The following is a 23,821-nucleotide window of genomic DNA, read 5'->3' on the forward strand; positions in this document are numbered from 1 at the left end:
GTATATGACCTCTTCCGTGGAATTTGTATACCATCAAAATTAACGGCAATGGGGCAACAACTCTCCCTGAAAATTGACTAAAACAGACACTATCTTGACTTAATAAGGCATTTATTATTTATTCCTCACCAACGCCCGGATCTTTAAACAGGTGGGTAGAGTGGAAAGATAACCGTTGCTGGCAATAAAAGTAAAGATAAAACCCGTGCGCTTTTTATCGCGGTTTATCCACGGATGGCTGCCAAAGGCGCCGGGGCTGCTGTTTTCAATCAGTGCGCCACCGGGAGCGGTTACATCCCTCCAGTTGCCGATGCCGTAGAAATCTTTTGTATTGAGCAGTACTCCAGGATAAGGGGTGTAAGTGACAGTAACATGGCCGGTTTGACTCTCCTCCATTGCTGCTACTGCGGCTTCGCTGAGCACACGGGTACCATTAGCGGCTACGCCTTTGTTCATGATCATATCGAGGAAGCGGATATAATCGTCCGGTGTACTCCGGGCGCCGCCGCCAATCTGCGGATTGGCCGTGAGTCCGAAATCGGTGCTGGTCATGCCACAGGGCGCAAATATTTTATCCGCCGCCAGGGCGCTCCAGCTTTTACCGGAGGCCACTTCACAAATGCGGCCGGCTACCTGCATACTTACGCCGCCATAATAAAAGGTGGTGCCGGGCCGGTTCAGCAGCGCCACATTCCGGGCAATACCATCTGCCGCCTGTGTGAGCGTGATCAGCACATTGGATTCATATCCCTGGGAAGAATTTCCGGGGAAACCGGATGTATGGGAGAAGAGTTGCGCAATGGTGATATCTCCTTTATGATAAGTAGTAAAAACAGGCAGATATTTCCCCACACTATCGGTGAGCTTTATTTTCCCTTCATCTACCAGGCTCATAACCACTGCCGCCGATAACCATTTGGAACAGGAAGCAATGAGCTGGCGTGTGCTGCCGGTATAGCCGCCAAATCCTTTCGCATATACGGTTTTGCCATTTTCATGAATCACTGCATAACATTTGCCATCAAAGGCAACAGGTACGGAGTCGTTCAGCACCTGGTCCACATCACTGTAGCCGGTGGCGATAATGGTTTGGGATTCACTTTTACTGCATCCAGCGAGTAGAAAAATGGAGATAATAGCGGACAGGGAGTTCCGGAAGAAATCATTCATGTGACAGTTGTATTCAGTTGTAAGCTAAGAAATAACCTGAACCTATTCAACGTCCTCTTTTTAATTTATATTGCAACCGTTATGAAATACGCCAATATTTTATTTGACCTCGACGGTACGCTTACAGATCCTAAAACCGGTATTACCAAATCCGTTCAGTATGCATTGGCAAAGGCAGGTATTGCCGAGCCGGACCTTCAGAAGCTGCTTCCGTTTATTGGTCCGCCCCTCCAGCAGTCGTTCATCGAATATTATGGCTTTACCGAATCGCAGGCATGGGAGGCGGTTAGCGCTTACCGGGAGTACTTCAAAGTAACCGGCATTTATGAAAACGAGCAGTATGCCGGCATTCCGGAATTACTCACTGCGCTGCGCTCACAGGGGCGACGGTTGTTTGTTGCCACTTCCAAACCAAAAGTATTTGCCGACATCGTGATCCGGCACTTTAACCTGGAGCCTTACTTTACGGCGGTATATGGCAGCGAGCTGGATGGCACGCGGGCCGACAAGGCGGAACTGATCCGCTATGTGATGTCCGAACAACAATTGGATGCCGGCAACACCGTTATGGTGGGCGACCGCAAACACGACATCATAGGCGCACAGAAAAACCAGCTGCCGTCCATTGCAGTTGGCTACGGTTACGGCAGTACGCAGGAACTGCGGGATGCCTCACCCGATTATATCTTTAATACGGTGAATGAATTACATGCAGGATTTCCCTGATCACGACCGGTAATGCGGGTACCCGGAGACCGTATTACGGCTCCGGATGAAAAAAAAGTCAGCCCTAATTTGTTTATTAGCCCTTTATTAATGCACTGATTAGTGCCTCTCCCCTTAATTGCACCAGAAAACTTCCACGTTTCATTATCCATAGCCCGGCATTGTTCTAAGAAAACCACGGTAGCAAATCCGATAGTAATTCCTAATCATCATCAATTGTTCCACACATGAAAAACAAGTTGCATCTTCTCTTCGCAACCCTTGTTGCATTGTCTGTTGGCTGCTCCAAAAAAGAGGCCGTCAATTCACTCCAGTCGCTCGATGGCAAGAAGTCCGGCATCAGCGCACTGGGCTCTCCTGTTGGCGACGTAGTCGGCAAAATCACGGTAGGCTACCAGGGCTGGTTTGCCGCCAACGGCGATGGCTCCCCTATCAATGCCTGGTGGCACTGGACGCAGAACTGGGGCGCGTCGCCCTCTTCCACGAATAATGGTATTAAGTCCTGGCCCGATGTAAGGGACTACAGCAGCACCTATCAAACTGCCTGGGCAAACCTCGGCAATGGTCAACCTGCGAAACTGTTCTCTTCTTTCAACGACCAAACCGTGAACACCCACTTCCTGTGGATGCAGCAAAACGGTATCGACGCCGCGGCGTTGCAGCGCTTTAATCCAAATGGCACCGAAGGACCAGTACGCGACGCCATTACCGCCAAAGTAAAAACTGCTGCGGAAAACTATGGCCGCAAGTTTTACATCATGTATGATGTCAGCGGCTGGACCAACATGCAATCTGAGATTAAAACCGACTGGACCACCAAGATGTCGGCCTACACCTCTTCTTCCGCTTACGCCAAACAGAATGGCAAGCCGGTGGTATGTATCTGGGGCTTTGGCTTCAACGACTCCAATCACCCGTGGTCTGCCGCGGTATGCCTGGATGTGATCAACTGGTTCAAAAACCAGGGCTGCTATGTAATCGGCGGCGTACCCACACACTGGCGTACCGAAACCAGCGATTCCAGGCCCGGCTTCCTCGCTACCTACAGCGCGCTGAATATGATTTCACCGTGGATGGTAGGCAGGATCGGTAATGTTGCTGACGCAGATAATTTCTACACCAATGTAAACACACCAGACCAGGCGTATTGTAACAACAACGGGATCGACTACCAGCCCTGCGTACTGCCGGGTGATTTACAGGAACACCAGCGCGCGCATGGCGACTTTATGTGGCGCCAGTTTTACAACATGGTACGGGTAGGCGCCCAGGGCATTTACATCTCTATGTTTGACGAGTACAACGAAGGTAACCAGATTGCCAAAACAGCAGAAAACGCCTCCTTTATTCCCGTGGGCTCCAACTTTGTGACCCTGGATGAAGATGGCGTGGTTTGCTCCGCAGACTACTACCTGCGCCTCACCGGCGACGGCGGTAAAATGCTGAAAGGACAAATCGGTTTAACAGCTACCCGTCCTACTGCGCCTGTAGTGGGCGGCGGTGGCGGCGCTCCCATCGGGCAAACCATTACCCTTAAAAGCTCCAATAACCTGTACGTGAGCAGTGAAAACGGCACGCAGGCCATGAATGCCAACCGCGCCGTAGCCCAGGGATGGGAACAGTTTTCCGTGGTAAGCGCCGGTAGCGGTAAAGTAGCACTGGTAAACGGTGGCTTTTATGTATGTTCAGAAAATGGTACCCAGGCCATGAACTGCAACCGTAGTGTTATTGGTCCGTGGGAACAGTTCGACTGGATCAGCAACAGCGATGGCACTATTTCACTCAGGGGCAGCAATGGCAGCTATGTTTCCAGCGAAGGCGGTACACAGCCTATGACCTGCAATCATACTACTATCGGGGCTACTGAAAAGTTCAGGGTAAACCAGTAATGATTCCCCTGTTTTAGTATTTGGTTATTTGGATATGGCGTTACATCATGCCGGGCTATCACAACAAAATATCCAAATAACCAAATAAAAAAACAAACAAATAGCCCTAATTTTAGCCCCGGTAATCAACTAGTATATCGAATGAATGAACGACCCGGTGATGTATTGATCAGCATAATTATCGCAACGTATAATGCCGGTCAGCACCTCAGAGAATGCCTGCAATCTGTTAAGGAACAGACTGTGAAAGGAATGGAGGTGGTGATTGTAGATGGAGGCAGTACCGACAACACCCTGAGCATTGTGCAGGAATCCGGCCTGAAGCTGGTGAAATGGGTGAGTGAACCGGATAAGGGCATCTATGACGCACTCAATAAAGGCATCGGGATGGCAAGCGGAAACTGGTTATATTTCCTGGGCAGCGACGATCGCCTCCTGCCGGGCTTCAGTGAACTCTCCTCATATCTCCGCGATGACCACACTATTTACTATGGCAACAGCACCGGGTTCAATACAAACGGTCCCGTTGAATATCCGCTTTTACAAGGCAGTTTCAGCGAATACCGCCTCGCCAAATATTGTATGAACCATCAATCCATTATTTACCCGAAAAGCGTTTTCCGGAAATATTCCTATGATCTGCAATATAAAGTACTGGCTGATTACGCGCTTAACCTCCTCGTTTGGGGCGACCGCAATTTTAAGAAGCAGCATTATCCCATTACCATAGTATTGTATAACATGAGCGGGTTTTCCTCGGATAATAAAGACCGGCAATTTTTGAAAGATAAATTACAGCTGATCCGCAGGGGAATGGGCTGGTGGATGTATGTGCGGATGTTGGTGAAACGTTACAAGAAAAAACTGCTGCGCGAAGAAGACCTCTGGGCGCCGTAAGCGTTGATGTAGTGCTACCTGATTTATCTACCGTTATCTGCTAAGTATGAAACTCACTATAGATGTTGTAATGCCGTCCTTCCGGCTGGAGGAAAAATATGTACTTCCTGTGCTTCGCCTGCCGAGGCCGGATAATGCTGTCATTAAGTTTTACCTGATGGCAGATAATCCGGATATAGTGCCTGCTGAAAGTATCAGGGCGCTGGCGGATAACAACGATGTATTTCTTTATATCAATGAAAAAAACCTCGGTGCTTCCGGCACCCGGAACCGGGGCATATCTGTTTCAAAAGGCGACTGGATCCTGTTCCTGGATGATGATGTTACAGTAACAGATGATTTGTTGTTCAGGTATGCAGCTGCTGCGGCAGAACATCCCGATGAAATTGGATTCATTGGTCTTATTCATTTTCCACCGCCACCCAGCGATTTTGCCAGGGCGTTGATGGTCAACGGCAATGTAAATATCTTTTCTGTGGCGGCGAATAAGCCTTCGTTTACCTGGGGCGCCACCGCGAATATCATGGTAAAAAGAAGTGCGGTGGGCGATGTGCGTTTCTCTACCGATTACCCGAAAGCCGGTGGTGGTGAAGATGTTGATTTCTTCCTGCATGTGCGCGACAGGAATAACGAACAAAATTTCAGATCGTTGCCGGAAGCAGCTGTTACCCATCCGTGGTGGGATGGTGGCCGTGCCAACTACAAACGGCCTTACCGGTATGGAATTGGCAACAGCCGTTTGGGAAAGTACAATCCAAACTATACCTACCGCAATTTGCCCAATACGCCCGAAACCATATTACTTTGCGGCATCACAGCACTCGTGCTGTTGTTTACGGCCCCCGGTTGGGTTATCCCCGTGTTGTTATTTGCCGTGGGTAGCTTACCTGTAGAACTGGCGGCAACGGCGGTAATGATCAAAAAACGTTTTCCCGGCAGCTCCTTTGGAGTAATGTTTCATGTTACCATCCTGAAGCTGGTAAACGATGCCGGGGAGCTGTGGGGAAAGCTCACCCACGGAGAGTTTTCCAGGATCACCGAACGTTTTGATGATACCGGCACCATTAAAAAGAACACCTTCTTCAAAACCAATACCTACAAAATAGTAAAGTGGGTGTTATATCTGCTGTTGCTCACACTGCTCATTATTATCTGGCGTAAGCCCTGATCTGCAGCGACGAAGGATTTGGCAGCGTTACCTCCACGCCTGTTTTCTTCAGCAGTCCGCTTTTCTGATCTCTTTTAAAAACAACAATATTCCCTGTTTTCTGATTGGCCACCAATAGAAACTTACCTGTAGGATCAATCACAAAATTCCGCGGATGTTTACCCTGTGTGGATTCAACGCCTATTTGTTTCAATCGTCCGTTTTGTTGGTTAATGGAATAGATAAATATACTGTTGGCGTTTTCCCTGGTGGAGGCATACAGGAAGCGGCCATCGGGTGAGATATGGATATCGGCGCTGCCATAATCAGCCTGGGAGGTAGCCAGGCGGGCATCTACCCGCTGGAGGCTATCCAGTTTACCGGCATGGTACTGGTACGCCGTAACGGTGCCACTGATTTCTTCAATGCAGTAAGCCATTGGCAGCCTGGGATGAAACGTGATATGCCGGGGACCGCTGCCGGGAGTGGTACGCGTGAATGGCGGATTGGCCGGCTGTAAAGGTGCTGCAGCATCCGGCGCCAGTTGGTAGGCATGGATTTTATCTGCGCCGAGATCCGGAAAAAAAGCATACTGGCCATCCGGGGAAAAAACTGCCGCGTGGATATGTGAGCTGAGTTGCCGGCTTCGTACAATGCTGCTGTCTTTAAAAGCAATGGTTTGTTTGGCGGGAGCTATATGTCCGCCGCCGGTGAGCGGGAAAATGGACAGGCTGCCGCCGCTGTAATTGGCGCAGATGAGCCATTTGCCGGTTGGGTCTACGCCTACATAGGCGGGGTTATCACCGCCGCTGTCCTGCCGGTCGAGCAGCGTTACCGTTTCTTTCACACTGTCGAAAGCAAAACTGCTGACACCGCCCACGTTAGGTGTTTGGGCTTCGGAGCAGGCGTAAATATATTTTCCATCGGGCGATAACGTAAGAAAAGAGGGATTGAGAATGCCTTTGGTGGCAGACACCTGCTGCAACGCACCGGTCTGGTAGTTGAACCGGAACAGGTATACGCCATCTTTGTCTTTATCGCGGTTATAACTTCCCACGAAGAGATAGTATTGCTGTGCATGTGCAATGAAACCGCTGAAAAGCGTAATAACGAAGGCAAAGACTAATTTATGTAACAATGTGATGATGATTTAAGCATGAAGATATCGGCTAAGATAATTATCTCCCGAAAAAAAACGGGAAAATGATCACAGGGTTATTTTAAAGATTTTGTAAAAAAAGGACGGTTCATCCACCTGGCAGGATAGCCGTCCTTATTACGGATTTAAAGCGGTAATTTTGGGTTATTGTATTATTCACCAGTATTTTTTTTGCGAGATGAGAATAATATTTCTTTTAACACTGATCCTGGCCACACAGATTGCCTGCCATAGCCAGAATAGCAACAATAAACAAGCGCCAGTGAAAAATCCTTACTATTCCAGAACGGATACACGGAAACTGCATATTACCAACGCCGAATGGAAGAGAATACTGCCGCCCGACCTCTATGCCGTAGCCAGGGAAAATGCCACCGAACGGGCATTTACAGGCAAATACTGGGATTCCGAGGTAAAAGGCAGTTACTATTGCGCGGTTTGTGGCAATCCCCTGTTCAGATCAGACGCTAAATTTGCCAGCAGCTGCGGGTGGCCCAGCTTTTTTGAACCACTCAAAGCCAACAGCGTGATCTACAAGGAAGATAATTCCTTCGGTATGCAAAGGACGGAAGTGATCTGTGAACGTTGCGGTTCGCACCTCGGTCATATCTTCGATGATGGCCCCCCTCCTACGCACAAGCGGTTTTGCATGAACTCCGTGTCGCTGGACTTTGAACCGGATCCCGGCGCGCATTAAACCGGGATTCACTCCAGGAAATGATCCAGGAAGGCTTCGCCAAACGCGGAAACCCTCAGCGTTTTGTTTAAATTACGCCGGAAAGGATTAAACATCCCAATGCCCGGCAAGGGTTTCACCAGGTGATAAAAAGGCCGGCTCAGATCCTGTGAGTTGGCCAGGATAATAAATGTCAGATCCCGTTCCGGGATCTTTACAAACAGGGCAGAATAGCCGGTCCACCAGCCGGTATGCCACATTACCTTTACGCCTTTGTAGTACTTTACATACCATCCCAGCGCGTACTGGATGGTTTTGCCTTTGGGGGTGACATAAGGCGTAAACACTTTCTCCCAGGTACTATCTGCCAGGAACATTTTCCTATCAATGGCGGTGGAGTAAACCGCCAGATCGGCCACATTGCTCATGATGCCCGCCGCCGGGCCAAAACCGTATGAAAAAGTAACGGGCTGCAACTGCTTGTTTTTCCAGTCGTACGGTTTGGCTACCCGCTGCATAAACGCTTCTTTATCATAACCGCTTAATGCAAAGTTGACACTATCATCGGTACTGGGCGCCGTACTTTTCAGCGACAGCGGCCTAATGATCTGTTCCATCAGCAATTCCCCGAAGGTATGCCCGGACGACTGCGCAATTACCTTCCCCAGTTCATTATACCAGCTGCCATTGTAGCGGAATACGTAGCCGGGTTTATAGCTGTTAAACATGCTGCCCATGGCGGTATGTGTAAGCAGATGCCTGACTTTGATCCGTGGATCGCTGCCCCAGCGGGCGCCCAGGTTAATGCCGTATTTACCGATAGGATCATCCAGGCTTACCTTCCCGGCCTGTACCTGCTGCATAAGAATAATGGAGCCAAACGTTTTGGTAACCGAAGCTACCTGGTAAACCGTGTTTTCATCGGGCGCTGTTTGTTTTTCCAGGTCGGCATAGCCGAAGCCTTTTTTCCATACCAGTTTTTGTTCATTTACCACGCCTGCCGAAATACCGGGGATATGATATTTTTCCCGGAGATATTCCAGTTTCTTTTCAAGACGGGTCATTGCTGCAGCATTCCAAACTGCATCACGGGAGGTGACCGGTGCATTGTTTTGGACCGGCCGGCTGGCGCGGCAGGCAAATAAAAATAAGGCGATGATCAAAAAGGAGAAGTTAGCGCGATGTACCATCCGGGTCATTTATTTTGGTGGCAAAGCTCCCTGTTTACCGCGTTGTCACCTACTCATATCCGGATTTGAGACATATTAAAGCGCTGATTTCTGCGCATCCGGGGCGCTTTTCCGGAATTCTGAGGGCGACATGCCGGTGAGTTGTTTAAACACCCGCTGGAAAGTAGCCGGTGAAGAAAAGCCGCAATCATATGCAATGCCCGTGAAGGTAAGCTGATCAGCATCCTCCTGTAACAATTTTTCCTTGAACAGGTTAACACGGTAGCCGTTTACATACTCATTAAAATTTTTATGCAGATGCTGGTTCAACACTGCAGAAATAGTTTTGGGCGGTAAACCGGTATGCTGCGCCACCATTTGCAGGGTAAGCGCTGCATTCAGAAACAGCTGGTCTTCTTCCATTGCTTTTTTCAGCAACGTTACAGCCGGTGTTGTAGTAGATTCCGGCAATATAGTTTCGGCCTTTTTAGCCGTAACCAATTCCTGGTAGGAAATAATATACCCTTTAATCCCCAGCCAGTAAATCAGGAAAGTCATGGGTACATAAATAGGATACCAGTCGAATTTATCGAGTATCACATCGGTATAACGGGGAATAATATACGGCACCAGGTATACCAGCCAGATAGCAAGAAAGCCCGCAAACATCCAGGTGAGCTGTTGCAGCCAGCGCAATCCCGCGCCAGGTGGGTGACTGCGTTTATATGCCGACAGGAATTTAAAAGACAACCATGTATAAATGGCCAGTGACACCCATCGTGGAATGTCTGAATATACATTATAGGTATCTATAAAGATGATCCACGGCTGCGGGTTATTCTTCAATACGCCCGTCAGCACGCCCACCACAAACACATCGGCCGCAACCGGTGCTCCCAGGTCGATGACCACCGGCCAGAAGTGCCTTCGCCGTTGCGGGGTGAGTTTAAATTCCGGATCGCAAAAAGATTGTATGTAGAAATACATCAGCGGCCCTACCGGCATTACCACAATGAGCGGCAATAACTGCGACAGCAAATTGAGCAATGGCGAGTTAAACCAATGATAATAGGAACCACACAAACAAAAACCGGCCATGCTGAGCAGGAAAATAAGCGCCGCTAAAAAACGGTTTACCGCCCGTTTCCTGGTGGAGAAAAACAGGAGTCCGCTTACAATGAAACCCTGGATTACGCCCAGTAAAATAATCGTTTGGAATAAACGCTCCATAGTATCAATTCCCCGGCAAAATAAGATAAAATATTTACCCTTCGGAGCAGTGGCCCCGCTAGAAAAATTTCTCTATGGTGAGGCCGTAATTCATCAGCAGGTTTTCGCGCTCAGTACGGTTTAATTTATTGTAGGTCATGGCAGCGGTGATAGCCAGCCAGGAACGGAGTTTCACGGAAAGGGCATTATTGCATTTAATGATATAGTCGTTTCCGTGAGACAGCGAGTTTTGCAGGTAATTGGAGCCTTCCAGCACAATGATGTCTTTGATCACCCATTTATAATATACCCGGAAGGAATTCCGGAAAGTATGATACACGTCGGGGATGGTGTCGTGCAGGAAAAGATCGCTGTTTTCAAACAGGAGTCCATCGCTCAGGTTGAGGGTAGCGTTCTTCCGTTTAATGACGTCATATGCTGCGCCACCACCGCCCTGGAAGCGATCGTTGATCTTTAAGGAATAACTTTTATCATAGTTGGCCAATCCCCAGAAATACACTTTCTTTTCTCCCCGGTAAATATTAAAATCCATCGCGGTAGAAACATCGTTATTGGTAACGCTGTGGTCCTGCTTTCCATATACATAACTGGCGCCCATGTTCAGGGTCATCTTCTTTTTACTGATTTTAAAGCCCATGTTATTATTGAGCAGGAAAGAGTTGCCGTCGTTGGTCCTGTTCACCGAACCCGTAGAAGCGTATTTAATGTAGTAATGCACCGAGTCGCTGAACTGGGCGCTGGAACTTAAGCCGTAAAATAATACCATCCATAGTAAAACTAATCTCTTCATGATCACTTGCTTAGGTGTTATAATAATGCGTTCCGGGCGCCGCAATTAACGTGCCTGAACATTCAACGGCTATTATTATAAAAAACAACATTTTTTAGAGATCTTAGCCCATTGTACTCCCGGCGCATATTTTCCGGGCAGTGTATTTTGCTAAAACCACGTAAACAGTTTACAATATGTCATCAAGAAGAAATTTCCTGCTTCACACGGCATTGGGCATGGCAGCTACTACTATGGCGCCTTTCACCGTTGCCGCAGCTGCCGCTGTTCCGGCAAAAAAAGCGCTGCTGCCCATCGGGATGGCGGGCTATACCTTTGCCAAATTTGATCTCGACCAGGCCATCGCCATGATGAACCGGGTGAATATCAAAAACATCTCTGTAAAAGATATCCATCTCCCCTTAAACAGTTCTCCGGAAAAAATAAAGGAAGTGCTGGGTAAATTTTCCGCAGCGGGTATTAACGTGTATGCCGTAGGCGTTATTTACATGAAAACAGAAAAAGCAGTAGATGAAGCTTTCGATTATGCCAAACGTGTAGGCGTTCCGTTGATTGTAGGCGTGCCTAATCCGGAGCTGCTGGACTATACCGAGAAAAAGATAAAGGAGTATAATATCCGCCTGGCGGTGCATAACCACGGTCCGGAAGACAAGCTGTATCCCGGTCCCAAAAACGCATACGATCTTATTAAAAACAGGGACGAACGCCTGGGCCTCTGCCTGGATATCGGGCATGCCGCACGCGCCGGGGAAGAGCCTTCCAAAGCCATCCTGGCTTATAAAAACAGGATCTTCGATCTGCATATCAAAGATATTTCAGCAGCAGTAAAAGATGGCAAAGCCATTGAACTGGGCCGCGGCGTCATTAATTTCAAAAAGCTGGTTACAGCGCTGGAGAAAATCAACTACGCAGGCGTATGCAGCCTGGAGTTTGAAAAAGATATGAGTGATCCGCTGCCGGGCATTGCCGAATCCGCCGGCTTTTTCAGGGGTGTGATCAGTACGGTTAACAGCTGATCATGATCACTGCAACAAACGCAGGTTGCCGGAAGATATACATCCGGCAACCTGCATTTTTTTTAGAATTTTAAAGTAACGCTTGCCAGGAAGTTCACCGGCTTTTGCGCGATACCATTGGTATCCCAGTATTTTTCATCCAGGAGATTATTGCCTTTCAATGCCAGCCGGTATTTCGGTTGATCATAAAATACAGAAGCGCTCAACAGGGTATATCCCGGCAACAGAAAAGTATTGCTGGATTCAAACCAGGAGTCGCTTACATAGTTTCCGCCGGCGCCAAAGCCCAGTCCCTTCATCTTTCCGTAAGGCATATGATAGCTTACCCAGATATTAGCTACATCTTTAGGGCTGCCCACAATCAGCTTTCCCTGTATAGCTGCAGACGCTTTCGTATACCTGTTCTCGTTATGAGCATAACCAGCAACAATATTCAGTCCGGCTACCGGGTTGGCCGCCAATTCCACCTCGTAACCCTTGCTGCGTTGCGTACCATCCTGGAACATAAATGTTTTTCCATCTACAATTTCCGTGCGGGTTACATTGGTAACATCAATGTTATAATAACTGGCGGAACCGCTTAATTTATTGTCGAGCAGCTCCACTTTTACACCACCTTCCCACTGGTCGCCTTTTTGCGGCTTCAGGTTCAGGATGGTATTATCCGGTTGTACAAGCGGCGCCAGGTTTACAAAACCATTCATATAGTTGGCAAATAAAGATACCTTGTCTTTCCACACCTGGTATACTATCCCCAGCTTGGGCGACAAAGAGGTCTGATTATAATCACCGGCATATTTACCGGTAGCCACCGTGTAAGTACCGCCGGTAGTGAAGCGATCCACACGCAGGCTCAGCATGGTCATCAGCGCCGGGGTGATGTTCAGTACATCAGACGCGTAAACGCTGTAACTGTTAGACTTTGTACGGGTAGCAGAAAATCCTTTCTGATAAGACAGGTCATCAATCAAATCAGGATTCAGTTCTTTCACCGGCTGATTTATATTCACCACATCATAGTTCACAGTAACCCGGTTCAGGCTATTATAATTATAGTTGTAGTCGATGCCAATCACCAGGCGGTTTCTCAATGAAGCAATCCTGAAATCGCCTATGAAATTCTGTTGCAGCTGGATATTACCAAACGTTTCGGGTTTCTGGTTCCTCACGCTGCGCGCCATCGTAGAATCGGTGAGCAGGGTCATGTTGGTCCAGTAGAAATGTTTATAGAAGCCTTCAGAAAACAGGTAGTTGGTTTGGGAAGTCCAGCTGTCCGATATTTTATATTCGATCTGGCCCTGGATGTTGTTGATGCCATTGCTGATATCCGCTCCATTATTGATGTATGAACGCTTATACCCGATCTTAAGATCTTTAAAGCTTCTGGCAGTCACGTTTTTAAAATCATTTACGGCATAGGTGCCGGTGGCGAAGTTGCCCCTGGTGATTTCCACGTCTACCAGGAATTTCAACCGGTCGTTCACCTGGTAGGAGAAACTGGGAGCAATGGTATAATTTTTTGCATATCCCTGATCCTGGAAAGAGCCTTCCGTTTGCGCGCCGGCATTGAGCCTGAACAGCATGGAGTGGTCTTCATTCAGCGGGGTATTGATATCTGCAGTAAAGCGTGCAAACTCGAAGCTGCCGCCTGTGAAGCTTACGTTTCCGCCAAACTGTTCGTACGGCTTTTTGGTTACATAGTTATAGAGGCCACCAAAAGTGATGTTGCGGTTGCTGCCAAACAAAGTACCGGAAGGGCCTTTTATTACTTCAACACGTTCGAGGATAACCGGGTTCAAAGGCACGATGGCGCTTGTAACCATACCGTTCCGCATACCTGTGGCATTGGAAAAACCGCGGATGGTCATACCCTGAGAACCGCCTACGGCGAAGTTGGGCACTGCACCGGGAATATTCCTGTAAATATCCGTACGCTCGGTGATCAGTTGTTCCTGCATCAGGGCCTTGCCTACTGTTTGGTATACCTGTGGGTTCTCCAGGTTTTTCAGCGGAAGCCGTGCTACCTGGTCCGTATTCTTATCAACAAATTTGTTACGGTTGGTATTAACTACAATTTCCCGCAGCTGTGTATCAGACAGTTCCAGCCGGAGGGATACGTTTGTGGTTTGCCCCTTTTCCACGGTTACGTTTTGGGTAAGCGTCTGGTAACCGATCAGTGAAATTTCCAGTTGCCAGTCGCCGGCAGGTACCCGGTGAATGGTGAATGTACCATCATTCCCGGTGATGGCATTTCTCGACGTTCCTTTTATCACCACGGTTACCGAGGCGGCGGTTTGATTATCGCTGGTAGTTATTTTTCCTTTAATGGTACCGAAATCAGTTTCTGTATTAGACAAAGCATACAGCGGCAGTAATAAAATCAGGCAGTACAGCAATTTCTTCATGGTTGGATGCGAAAATTTTTGCAAAAATAGAACAAGGAAAACTGCATCGTTTTAACATTCCGGAAAAAAATCTGCTGGAAAAGAAAATTTTGATATTAGCTTAGCGGGCAAAGATCCCTTACATGAAAATTAAGCTTATCAGAAAATTCCTGGAATACGTTTACAATAATTATGTGGGCAATTTTTTAGGATTCGTTATCGGCATGGCGTCTACCCGCCTGGTATCCCACTACTTTACCACCCGCAGCATCCGGAATTTATGGGGACTTACCGCCCATAAAACCGTGGTAGACAAACACACCTACAATACAATGGAATGGACCATCTCTATCGTGATCGGTTTTATTGTGTTTGAAATTGTTTCCAAGTGGCTGAAGAAAAAGCTGAATGAAATATTGCCGAAGTATAAATTCACGCAATGGATGGTGGATGCTGAGGAGAAAGCGCCACCGGCCAATAATAATACTACTGCTGCGTAACAAAGAAGCCGGCACAAAAAAGAGGATGTTCAAAAATGAACATCCTCTTTTTTCTTATGTAGTATTGTCTTTAGAACTTATAGGTTACGTTTCCGGAAAAACGTCTGGGCATCTGTGGCTCAATGGTGCTCCAGCCTTTGTAGTATTCTTTATTACCGATGTTATCCAGTTTAAAGGCTACATTGAATTTGTTGGTGTTATAAAACAGGGAACCATTTAACACGGTGTAGGACGGTAAAGTGAATACGCCGGTGGTGAGCCTGTTCAGGATCATGTTTTCGCTGGCATAGTTGCCACCGAAGCCGATACCAAAGCCTTTCACAGGGCCGTTCTGGAATTTGTAGGTTACCCAGAGGTTCGCCAGGTTTTTAGGGCCGGCTTCTTCGGGGCGTCTGCCTTCATAATCTTTATCATCTGTTTTCACGAATTTGCTGTCGTTGTAGCTATAACCTCCGGTGATGTTCAATCCTGCTACCGGGTTAGCCACGATTTCCGCTTCTACGCCACGGCTGGTTCTTTCGCCACCTTGTGTATAGCCGGCTGTAGGGCCTCCGCCTACCTGCATGATGATATCTTTCACTTTAATATCGTAGTAGCTTACAGAACCCGTGATCATACCACCTAACAGGTTTACTTTCACACCGCCTTCCATTTGATTTGCCTGTTCAGGACGGAAAGTTTGCCAAACATTATCGCTGGCGCGTTGTCTTGGTGCGCTGTTGGTGAAACCATTCATATAGTTAGCAAAAACGGACAATGTATTCAGGATGGGCTGGTACACGATACCGAATTTAGGCGACAGGGCGGTTTGTTCGTATTTCTCGTTGGTACCGGCAGTAAGACCACCATTCTTGAAATGATCTACACGCAAACTGGCCATTACAGATAAGCTGGGCAGGATGTTAAATACATCCGACACGTAAGCGCTGTATGTTTCCTGTTTGAGGTTGGAGTTATCTATTGAGGAAGCATTCAGCAATGAATCCGTATGTTGCCTGGAAAGAATGCCGTTGTCGTTACCAGCCATGTTTACCAGGCCGTTCATTACATACCCGGTGCTGTTGCCTTGTGTCTGACGGCTGAAATAATCCAGTCCGGCTACTACCCTGTTACGGAACTGGCCTATCTTAAAGTCGCCAGTAAAGTTCTGCTGGATATCGGTGGTATTGGTACTACCATTCTGGTAGCTGATATACCGGGCAAAGGTCGGCGAAATGTTAGGGAAACCTGGTATGGCTGAAGAAGCCTCATACAGGTAAGAATAATATCCTTCTGATTTGGCGGTGCCTCTTGACACGATGGTTTGTGAGGTCCAGGTATCGGATAATTTATAGATAGCCTGCGCCTGGATGCTGGAAGTAGGCGTTTTGATGCTGAGGTTATTGCTGGTATAAGAGCGTTTGTTGTCGTATCCCAATTCCTGCAGGTTCTTTGCAAACAGCGCGGTGCCGCGGTCGAGGAACAGCATGGTTGGGTTGGTACTTTCCGTAGAAAGGAATTCGGTGTTCAGCATCAGGGTGAGGCGGTCGCTTGCATGGTAAGTAAGCGATGGTGCGATGTAGCGTTTCTTTACGAAGCCGGCATCCTGGAAGCTGTTTTCATCATGATAAGCGCCGGTTACGCGCAGCAGCACTTTGTTATCTTTATCCAGCGGGGTATTGATATCAGCGGTAATACGGTTGAGGCCATAGCCGCCGCCGGTATAGCTGATTTCGCCGCCGAAGTGGTCGTAAGGTTTTTTGGTAACGGTGTTGATCAAACCGCCGTAGGAAATTACGGAGCTGCCGTACAGTGTACCGGACGGGCCTTTCACTACTTCAATCCTTTCCACGTTGGCTACATCCAGGCCGCCATTGGTTAAGCCGGGCAGGCCGTTTACCAGCGTAGGTTGTACCGCGAAGCCACGCAGCGAGAAGTAACCTGCGCCATCACCGGCACGACCGGTAGATGACCATAATTTGCTGATACCGGGCGCATTGTTGAGCGCATCTTCGTAGCGGGTTACCACCTGGTCTTTTATCAGTTCGCTGGAGATAACGCTGTATACCTGCGGATTCTCGATATTCTTTAATGGCAGTTTGGCTACGTATTCACTGCTTCTTTTAGTGTATTTGTTCCGGGAGGCGGTTACCTCTACTTCATTCAGGTTCTTTTCAGAGATATTCAGCTGAAGATTGACGGTAACTGTTTTATCTTTTTCCACCGTTACCTGCTGGCTGGTAGTTTCATATCCTGTGAGAGATACCTGGATGGTATAATTTCCCGGTGTGATGTTGCGGAGTAAATAAGTACCGTTATCGTCTGTGAGGGTTGTTTTTTTAGTGCCTTTTAACACTACTACCACGCCTGGCGCCGGTTTATTGTCCGATGTGGTGATGAGTCCTTTGATACTGCCGCCGTTGTCTATTTCTTCGGCGAATGATGTGCCGGATACGATTGTTGACAGGAACAGTAAACACCATGCTGTTCTTTTTAAAAATTCCCTTATCATAGCTTTCTCCATTGTCTGGTTCCTTAAAATTTGCTGGCGCAAAGTTCGGGGAAGGAGGTATGCGGAGGCAGACGGATACGGAATTTGATTTACGCAATCGGGAAAAAATTATCACTAACTGGCTTTTTCTAATACCGGATTACGTTTAGGCAAAGTAACAAAAAACGTTGTTCCGCTGCCAGGCACGCTTTCAAACCAGATGCGGCCTTTATGTGCTTCTACAATTTGCCTGGATATGGCCAGTCCCAGGCCGAAAGATTCTTCGCCGGCAGTGCCTCTCCTCTTGGTTTCTGTAAACATTTGAAATATTTTACCTTGCATTTCAGCAGGAATACCAATCCCATTGTCTTTTACAACAATCTCCACTTCGTCCTGTTTTTCCTCCAGCTGTACGCCAATATTAGCTCCATCGGGGCTGAATTTAATGGCATTGGTAATCAGATTGCTTATTACCCGCCATATCTTTTCCCTGTTCACATACGAGGTTGTATGGGACGCATGCAAACTAATTTTTTGATTTTTTATTCCTGCTTTGAACTGCAGCAGGTCTACACAATAATGAATCAACTGATACATATCTACTGCTTCTTTTTTTAATTCTTCTGCGCGGCTGTTTATCAGTAAAAGATCTGAGGTCAACTCCAGCGAGTTCTCTCCCGCAGTTTTGATAAGGTTCAGCATCATCTCATCATCCTCAGAGCGCGGCGCTTCCTGCAGCAGCAGTGTAGCGATGGAGGTCATAGCGCCAATGGGGCTGCGGAGATCGTGGGCTACTATTCTCATTATCCTTGTGTTTTCCTCCTGGCTTTGCTCCAGCACGGAGAGCGTTGTTTGCAGGTTGTTATTCTGCTCGGATATTTTCTGATTCAAACGGTGTAATACACGGTATTGCCGGTAAATAAAAGCTACCAGCAATGCGCTGACACCACATAAGGCGATTAACAGCCAGATTTTCGCTTGCTTGTTACGGTTGCTGATTTCCAGTAGTTTATTATCCTCCTCTACCATATTATATTTAACATAGTCGCCGATGAAATTTTTCAGGTTTTCGTTTTCTTTTGTAAGCGCTTCTTCCAGTACCCCATGCGCCTGGTCGATCTTTGCGGCATTGCCGGTTAAGCGGGTAGTCTCCAGAATTGCACGGGACGCTGGTATCATCATATTCATGTAGCCCGATTCTTTTACCAGCTGGTAAGCCTGCTGATAGTATTTCAGCGCACTGTCTGCATTATTCTTATGGTAATCGCCCAGGGAGACCAGGCTATTCATTTCAAGGAGTTCCATACTTATAGCCCTGGACCTGTGCAGGGTTTCCTCAATTAATGGCAGTGCCTCCTCCCTGTGGCCCTGTTGAAGCAGACGGGTTGCCTGTATCTGCATAACAAGAATGGGGACCCATTCCATCTTATACCGGCGGGCAATTGCTGATGATTTGCCCAGGTAATAGCTGGCGCTATCATTGCTTTGCAACGGGGTAAACATACAATAATTAACATAGAGTAAACTCAGGATACTGTCCTGCTTTAGATGTTCACCCGCCTTCATGGCTTGCCGGAAGAATGATTCAGATTTTATGCTATCAGGTATTACTGCATATACCAGCGCCATATTCATGAGTACCTGGACAATATTGGAGGTATCGTTCAGTTGCCGGTAACCGGTAAGTGCCCCGCTATACACTGCCAGTGCTTCCCTGTATAGTCCTCTACAGCTGAAGGCTGTACCGATAACGTTATCCGCATCTATTTCGCCTTTGGCATAATGCAGCCTGCCGGCGAGCGCCTTTGCTTTCATCCCGTAATAAAAACAACTGTCGATACTTTTAGCCTGGTAAAGCAGCCCAACGCGATTCATGCCATCCACCAGTTTGATGCTGTCACGGATAGAGGAAAGCCGCGCCTGTTCTTCCCATATCAAAGCAGACTGGCCAGAGGCTTTAGGATATTGGAGGAAAAATAGCGCAACAACCAGCAGGAGTATGGTTAATTTTGCAGGTGTATTCATGTTATGGGGAAAAAATTCATATATACAATTTACACTTTTTTTTAAGTAATTTATTGAGAAGGACTTTCGGCCTATATGCGGGCAGCCATAAAAAAAAGCCACCCCCTTGCGGGAATGACTTTTCTCTTCATCCACTATCTATCTACTTAACTTTTACATTTGGAGCGGGTGCATCATTCCGTACTTCTTCAGTGGCGGTAGCCACCAACGTATCGCCGACGTTCAGTTCCCCAAATACTTCGGTTTTACCGTTTTCACTGCGACCTGTAGTTACCGGTACCCATTTAGTTTTCTTGTCCTGTATTTTCACCACGAATACGCCGGTGGTAGAATTGAGGACTGCAGAAGAAGGTACCACGAAGTTGCTGGCGTTGCCGGTGAGCGGAATGGCTACTTCTGCCACCATACCGGGCAACAACGATTTATCATTATTGGCTACATCAATTTCAATATGCTGGGAACGGAGCTTGCGGTCCAGTGCGCCTGCGAGGCGGATCACCTTTCCTTTAAACTCTTTGTTGTTCAGGGATCTTACTTTAAAAGCCACTTCACTCTGGTTAGTGAGGTAGCTGGTATAGGCTTCCGGTACACTTACCACCAGCCTGAGTTTCTTTTGCTCCTGTAAGGTGAAGATGGGCATTTCAGAACCCTTTCCGGAAGGGCCCACATAAGCGCCGGCGCTTACATTACGCGCGGTGATCACCCCGCTGAAAGGCGCGCGGATCTCGAGGTAGTTGCGGTTATCGCCTACTTCGCGGTGTGCGGCCTTGGCAGCGTCGAGCTGGGCCAGGTCGGATTTCTGGCGGGCAAAGGCCAGGTCCAGGTCATTCTGTGAAACGGTACCGGGGGTTTTGCTGGTTTCGAGCAGGCGGTCGTATGTAGCCTTGCTTGATAAATAGATGGCCTCCTGCGACTTTAACCTGGACTCTGCACCGGAGAGCTGTGAATTGATTTCAGGCGCTTCCATAGTGGCCAGCAGCTGGCCGGCAGATACTTCGCTGCCCACGTCTACACTCATCTTCTTAATAAAACTGCTCACTTTGGCATAAAGATCTACCTGCTGGAAAGCGATCAGCTCCCCGGGGATTTGTATAGAGGAAGACAAGCTGCCCTGGGTCAGGGAGAAAACTTCAACAGCAGGCGCTGCTGCAATGGCGGATGTTTCTTTCCCCTCTTTGGCGCCGGAGGTACTGCAACTGTACAGTCCTGCGATGATCACCATTGCTGACAATAAAGGAAATGTAATACGGAAACCGCTGTTCATAAAATATATTTTAATAGAATTAGATAATGGTCAGGCTTTTTCGTCTGATGGGATATAGTGAATACTTTCTTCGTCTCTTGGATGCAGTGATACGCTTTGTGTACCTGCTTTACCTTGTCCCCATGCAAACGCAAGCGGCAAAATAAACAGTGCGGCAAAGGTGGAAGCTATCAGTCCGCCTACTACTGCCCTTCCCAATGGCGACGACTGATCACCGGCCTCACCCAGTCCGCTGGCCATAGGAATCATACCTACCACCATGGCGAGGGCTGTCATCAGGATAGGCCGCAAACGCAATGCCGCCGCTTCTGTAGCAGACAAGAGCGCATCGCCGTTATGCTTGCGCAGCTGCTCTGCATTTGTGATCAGCAATACCGCGTTGGAAATAGATACCCCTACCGACATGATCATACCCATGTAAGATTGCAGATTCAAAGTAGAACGGCACAACATCAGCAACACCAGTGATCCCAGTAATACCGCCGGCACGGTGGCCAGTACTACGGCAGATACTTTGAACGACTGGAAGTTGGCGGCCAGCATCAGGAAAATTACCACGATAGCCACTAACAAGCCACTCTGCAAACTATCCAGCGTATCGGTGAGCGTATTGCTTAACCCGATCAGGTCCACGTTCAGGCCACGCGGCAGCGTTCCCAACCCGGCAATGGCTTTCTTTACATCCTTTGCCGCCGAACCAAGATCGGTATTATTCAGGTTAGCCGTTACCGTTAGTGTGGGCATGGCGCCGAGGTTATCTACTTCACCATAAGTGGTATCTACCGACATGGTAGCCACATCACTCAGCAACGGGCGGGAGTTATTTCTCAGCAGCGGAATTTCACCAATCTGTTCTTTGCTGTTCATCTTACTTTCCGGTACCTGTACCTGTACGTTATAACTCAAACCCGCTTTTTCATCTACCCATATATTCTTTTCCGTTAACCTGGAAGAAGAAGTAGACGCCACGAGTGAACGGGAAATATCGTTCATATCCACGCCCAGCTGCGCCGCCCGGATACGGTCTATATTTACATTGATAGAAGGGTACTTAATAGATTGCCCTATTTGTACGTCGCGCAGGTAAGGCAGCTTATTTAATTCCGCAATCAGTTTCTGTGCATATTGCTCACCCAGTTTACGGTCACGACCCGCGAACCTTACTTCAATGGGTGTTGGTGAGCCCTGGCTAAGGATCTTATCCGTTAGTTCTATAGGTTCAAAAGAAAGTTTCATCGTTGGATCAATCATCTTTGCCTTCTCCCGGATCTTATCTTTCAACTCATCCAGGTTGGTGTGATAATGTTCGCTGAGTGATACCTGTAATACTGCTTCGTGCGGGCCTGCCATCCAGAGGAAGATAGGCGCGGTGGAAAACAGCTGCGGGTGCATGCCGATGTAGGCCGAAGTAATGGATACATTTTCTTTTCCCACGATCTGGTTAATACCATCCAGCAATTTGATGGTTTGTTGTTCCGTACGTTCAATACGGGTACCATCCGGTACGCGCATTCTTACCTGGAACTGGCTACCATTTACCTTTGGCAGTACATCACGGCCAATGTTGGCGAGCAGCAATACCACGATCCCGCAAACCACCACCAGGTAACCAATCACAATAGGTTTACGGTAAGGCATCATTCTTTTGATAAAGCGCAGGTACCGGTTTCTCAGTTGTTCGAAGCGGCTGATTTTTCCGTTGCCGTTAAAGTCTCCGCGCTCTACCAATACTTTTTTCTGTTCCCAGGTGTCCTTCTCCCCGGAAAGGCCAGCAGCTGCAAATTCTTCGGCGTCGGTCATCTCCCCTCCGTCTGCTTTCTTGTGATGTTTTACTTTCATCACCCAGTTGGCCATGATAGGTACAAATGTTTGTGCCAGGAAGTAAGAGATGATCATGCTGAATCCTATAGCCAAAGCCAGCGGCAGGAACAGGGAGCCGGGGATACCGCCCATTGTAAAGGCCGGCGCAAATACCGCGAGGATACAGAACAGGATCAGTAATTTAGGGAATGCAATTTCCTGACAGGCATCCCAGATAGCCAGTGCTTTGGGTTTCCCCATATCCAGGTGCTGGTGTATATTTTCTATGGTCACCGTACTTTCATCTACCAGGATACCGATGGCCAGCGCCAATCCGCTCAGCGTCATGATATTGATGGTTTGCCCGAACAGGCTCAGGAAAAGTACTGCTGAAATAATGGAGGTGGGAATGGTGAGGATCACAATCATTGCCCCGCGCGGATCGCCCAGGAACAACAGCACCATCAAACCCGTGAGGATAGCGCCGATGGTACCTTCTGTGAGCAAACTTTTTACGGAGTTGATTACGTAGGTCGACTGGTCAAATTCATAGCTCAGTTTCACATCTTCCGGCAACTGCGCCTGCATTTTCGGCAATGATTTCTTCAGGTTCTGCACTACTTCCCAGGTAGAGGCATCCGCGCCTTTGGCGATGCTCAGGTATACTGAGCGACGGCCGTTTACCAGTGCATAACCAGCCGTAACATCGGCGCCGTCTTCTACAGTAGCTACATCTCTCAGGTAAAGATTTTGTACATCTCCCTTAAACAAGGGAATATTTTCAAAATCTTTTACGTTACGGATCGTAGTGTTGGCGGGTGTGATGTAGTTATTATTCCCGATACGCACGTTACCGGAAGGAGCGGTTTGGTTATTGAGACGCATGGCTTCCACCAGTTGATCCGGTGTCATATTATGCTGACGGAGCAGTTCAGGATCGGCTTTGATTACCACGGTACGCATGTTACCACCAAATGGCGTGGAGCCTATCAGCCCCGGAATGGAGGTAAAGGAAGAACGTACATACACGTTCGCCATATCCAGCAATTCGTTGTTGGAGCGTTTATCACTGCTCAATACCAGTTGGCCTACCGGTAAGGTAGAGGCATCAAAGCGGATAATAAACGGCGGGTTGGAACCAGGTGGAAAAATGGCCTGGATCCTGTTGGAAAAGGCGCTCACTTCAGCCGCTGCCTGCGCCATATTGGTGCCAGGATAAAAGTTGATCTTCATCAGCGTAAGCCCCTGGATATTTTTTGTTTCTATACTTTTAACACCGTTTACAAACAGGAATATGTTGATATATTGTTTGGCAAAGAAGGATTCCATTTGTTTGGGAGTATATCCCCCAAAAGGGTGCGACACATAGATTACCGGCATGTCCAGCTTCGGGAAGATGTCAATCTTAATCGTATTGACTGCTTTGATCCCGAAAAAGAACAGGCCGGCAACAAGTACCAGGATGGTAATAGGTTTTTTTAATGCAAAACTGATTAAGTTCATGGTAAT

At 47.9% G+C, this 23,821-nt stretch carries 17 protein-coding genes; 7 read left to right on the forward strand and 10 right to left on the reverse strand.

Annotated elements, in window-relative coordinates; genetic code table 11:
* Positions 1-114: 114 nt before the first annotated feature.
* A complete protein-coding gene (locus tag V7S65_RS30175) occupies positions 115-1,170 on the reverse strand; it encodes a serine hydrolase domain-containing protein (protein WP_336389310.1) in 1,056 nt (351 codons plus the stop codon).
* 81 nt (positions 1,171-1,251) lie between these two features.
* Here V7S65_RS30175 and V7S65_RS30180 point away from each other — a divergent pair, with 81 nt between their 5' ends.
* The 4 genes from V7S65_RS30180 to V7S65_RS30195 all read left to right on the forward strand — a co-directional run bounded on the left by V7S65_RS30180 (position 1,252) and on the right by V7S65_RS30195 (position 5,850).
* Positions 1,252-1,896 (forward strand): HAD family hydrolase, encoded by a 645-nt coding sequence (locus V7S65_RS30180; protein ID WP_336389309.1) that lies wholly within the window; start codon positions 1,252-1,254, stop codon positions 1,894-1,896.
* 227 nt (positions 1,897-2,123) lie between these two features.
* Entirely contained in the window at positions 2,124-3,785 is a 1,662-nt protein-coding gene (locus V7S65_RS30185) for a lectin (protein ID WP_336389308.1), read from the forward strand.
* Between the two features lie 141 nt (positions 3,786-3,926).
* Positions 3,927-4,682, forward strand: a complete 756-nt coding sequence (locus tag V7S65_RS30190) for a glycosyltransferase family 2 protein (RefSeq protein ID WP_336389307.1) — start codon at positions 3,927-3,929, stop codon at positions 4,680-4,682.
* 46 nt (positions 4,683-4,728) lie between these two features.
* Entirely contained in the window at positions 4,729-5,850 is a 1,122-nt protein-coding gene (locus tag V7S65_RS30195) for a glycosyltransferase family 2 protein (RefSeq protein ID WP_336389306.1), read from the forward strand.
* Here the strand turns inward: V7S65_RS30195 and V7S65_RS30200 are convergent.
* Complete coding sequence (locus V7S65_RS30200) at positions 5,831-6,967, reverse strand: lactonase family protein (RefSeq protein WP_336389305.1); 1,137 nt, start codon at positions 6,965-6,967, stop codon at positions 5,831-5,833. The two genes, V7S65_RS30195 and V7S65_RS30200, sit on opposite strands and share 20 nt — an antisense overlap.
* A gap of 199 nt (positions 6,968-7,166) precedes the next feature.
* Here V7S65_RS30200 and msrB point away from each other — a divergent pair, with 199 nt between their 5' ends.
* Complete coding sequence (gene msrB / locus V7S65_RS30205) at positions 7,167-7,685, forward strand: peptide-methionine (R)-S-oxide reductase MsrB (RefSeq protein ID WP_079473013.1); 519 nt, start codon at positions 7,167-7,169, stop codon at positions 7,683-7,685.
* An 8-nt stretch (positions 7,686-7,693) separates the two neighbouring features.
* Here msrB and V7S65_RS30210 read toward each other — a convergent pair whose 3' ends face one another.
* From V7S65_RS30210 to V7S65_RS30220, 3 genes are all read right to left on the reverse strand, one after another.
* Positions 7,694-8,854, reverse strand: a complete 1,161-nt coding sequence (locus V7S65_RS30210; protein ID WP_336389304.1) for a serine hydrolase domain-containing protein — start codon at positions 8,852-8,854, stop codon at positions 7,694-7,696.
* Between the two features lie 75 nt (positions 8,855-8,929).
* Positions 8,930-10,063 (reverse strand): helix-turn-helix domain-containing protein, encoded by a 1,134-nt coding sequence (locus tag V7S65_RS30215; RefSeq protein ID WP_336389303.1) that lies wholly within the window; start codon positions 10,061-10,063, stop codon positions 8,930-8,932.
* A 58-nt stretch (positions 10,064-10,121) separates the two neighbouring features.
* Positions 10,122-10,853 (reverse strand): DUF481 domain-containing protein, encoded by a 732-nt coding sequence (locus V7S65_RS30220; protein ID WP_079473010.1) that lies wholly within the window; start codon positions 10,851-10,853, stop codon positions 10,122-10,124.
* 176 nt (positions 10,854-11,029) lie between these two features.
* Here V7S65_RS30220 and V7S65_RS30225 point away from each other — a divergent pair, with 176 nt between their 5' ends.
* The gene (locus tag V7S65_RS30225) at positions 11,030-11,869 is read left to right on the forward strand and encodes a sugar phosphate isomerase/epimerase family protein (protein WP_079473009.1); all 840 of its coding nucleotides are present in this window, start codon (positions 11,030-11,032) and stop codon (positions 11,867-11,869) included.
* 62 nt (positions 11,870-11,931) lie between these two features.
* Here the strand turns inward: V7S65_RS30225 and V7S65_RS30230 are convergent, their stop codons facing one another.
* Entirely contained in the window at positions 11,932-14,274 is a 2,343-nt protein-coding gene (locus V7S65_RS30230) for a TonB-dependent receptor (RefSeq protein ID WP_336389302.1), read from the reverse strand.
* 122 nt (positions 14,275-14,396) lie between these two features.
* On the opposite strand from V7S65_RS30230, the gene V7S65_RS30235 reads away from it, so the two are divergent.
* Entirely contained in the window at positions 14,397-14,753 is a 357-nt protein-coding gene (locus V7S65_RS30235; protein WP_079473007.1) for a hypothetical protein, read from the forward strand.
* Positions 14,754-14,823: 70 nt separating this feature from the next.
* Here the strand turns inward: V7S65_RS30235 and V7S65_RS30240 are convergent, their stop codons facing one another.
* The 4 genes from V7S65_RS30240 to V7S65_RS30255 all read right to left on the reverse strand — a co-directional run bounded on the left by V7S65_RS30240 (position 14,824) and on the right by V7S65_RS30255 (position 23,815).
* Positions 14,824-17,256: a TonB-dependent receptor gene (locus V7S65_RS30240; RefSeq protein WP_336389301.1), complete on the reverse strand. Its 2,433-nt coding sequence runs from the start codon at positions 17,254-17,256 to the stop codon at positions 14,824-14,826.
* A gap of 102 nt (positions 17,257-17,358) precedes the next feature.
* Positions 17,359-19,248 (reverse strand): sensor histidine kinase, encoded by a 1,890-nt coding sequence (locus tag V7S65_RS30245; protein WP_336389300.1) that lies wholly within the window; start codon positions 19,246-19,248, stop codon positions 17,359-17,361.
* Positions 19,249-19,390: 142 nt separating this feature from the next.
* Positions 19,391-20,512 carry an efflux RND transporter periplasmic adaptor subunit gene (locus V7S65_RS30250; RefSeq protein ID WP_336389299.1) on the reverse strand — a complete coding sequence of 374 codons (1,122 nt, stop codon included), beginning with the start codon at positions 20,510-20,512 and terminating at the stop codon, positions 19,391-19,393.
* A 30-nt stretch (positions 20,513-20,542) separates the two neighbouring features.
* Positions 20,543-23,815: an efflux RND transporter permease subunit gene (locus tag V7S65_RS30255; RefSeq protein ID WP_111579807.1), complete on the reverse strand. Its 3,273-nt coding sequence runs from the start codon at positions 23,813-23,815 to the stop codon at positions 20,543-20,545.
* Between the last annotated feature and the right edge of the window lie 6 nt (positions 23,816-23,821).

This window comes from Chitinophaga sp. CCNWYY40 (assembly GCF_037483205.1).
GTDB classification, from domain to species: Bacteria; Bacteroidota; Bacteroidia; order Chitinophagales; family Chitinophagaceae; genus Chitinophaga; species Chitinophaga ginsengisegetis.

Excerpts from the sequence above, each read along its gene's own strand:
- V7S65_RS30220 (WP_079473010.1), bottom strand. The coding sequence starts at position 10,853 with ATGAAGAGATTAGTTTTACTATGGATGGTATTATTTTACGGCTTAAGT.
- V7S65_RS30245 (WP_336389300.1), bottom strand. The coding sequence starts at position 19,248 with ATGAATACACCTGCAAAATTAACCATACTCCTGCTGGTTGTTGCGCTA.
- V7S65_RS30250 (WP_336389299.1), bottom strand. The coding sequence starts at position 20,512 with ATGAACAGCGGTTTCCGTATTACATTTCCTTTATTGTCAGCAATGGTG.
- V7S65_RS30195 (WP_336389306.1), top strand. The coding sequence starts at position 4,729 with ATGAAACTCACTATAGATGTTGTAATGCCGTCCTTCCGGCTGGAGGAA.
- V7S65_RS30210 (WP_336389304.1), bottom strand. The coding sequence starts at position 8,854 with ATGGTACATCGCGCTAACTTCTCCTTTTTGATCATCGCCTTATTTTTA.
- V7S65_RS30215 (WP_336389303.1), bottom strand. The coding sequence starts at position 10,063 with ATGGAGCGTTTATTCCAAACGATTATTTTACTGGGCGTAATCCAGGGT.
- V7S65_RS30240 (WP_336389301.1), bottom strand. The coding sequence starts at position 17,256 with ATGGAGAAAGCTATGATAAGGGAATTTTTAAAAAGAACAGCATGGTGT.
- V7S65_RS30225 (WP_079473009.1), top strand. The coding sequence starts at position 11,030 with ATGTCATCAAGAAGAAATTTCCTGCTTCACACGGCATTGGGCATGGCA.
- V7S65_RS30235 (WP_079473007.1), top strand. The coding sequence starts at position 14,397 with ATGAAAATTAAGCTTATCAGAAAATTCCTGGAATACGTTTACAATAAT.
- V7S65_RS30185 (WP_336389308.1), top strand. The coding sequence starts at position 2,124 with ATGAAAAACAAGTTGCATCTTCTCTTCGCAACCCTTGTTGCATTGTCT.
- V7S65_RS30175 (WP_336389310.1), bottom strand. The coding sequence starts at position 1,170 with ATGAATGATTTCTTCCGGAACTCCCTGTCCGCTATTATCTCCATTTTT.
- V7S65_RS30180 (WP_336389309.1), top strand. The coding sequence starts at position 1,252 with ATGAAATACGCCAATATTTTATTTGACCTCGACGGTACGCTTACAGAT.
- V7S65_RS30190 (WP_336389307.1), top strand. The coding sequence starts at position 3,927 with ATGAATGAACGACCCGGTGATGTATTGATCAGCATAATTATCGCAACG.
- V7S65_RS30255 (WP_111579807.1), bottom strand. The coding sequence starts at position 23,815 with ATGAACTTAATCAGTTTTGCATTAAAAAAACCTATTACCATCCTGGTA.
- msrB (WP_079473013.1), top strand. The coding sequence starts at position 7,167 with ATGAGAATAATATTTCTTTTAACACTGATCCTGGCCACACAGATTGCC.
- V7S65_RS30230 (WP_336389302.1), bottom strand. The coding sequence starts at position 14,274 with ATGAAGAAATTGCTGTACTGCCTGATTTTATTACTGCCGCTGTATGCT.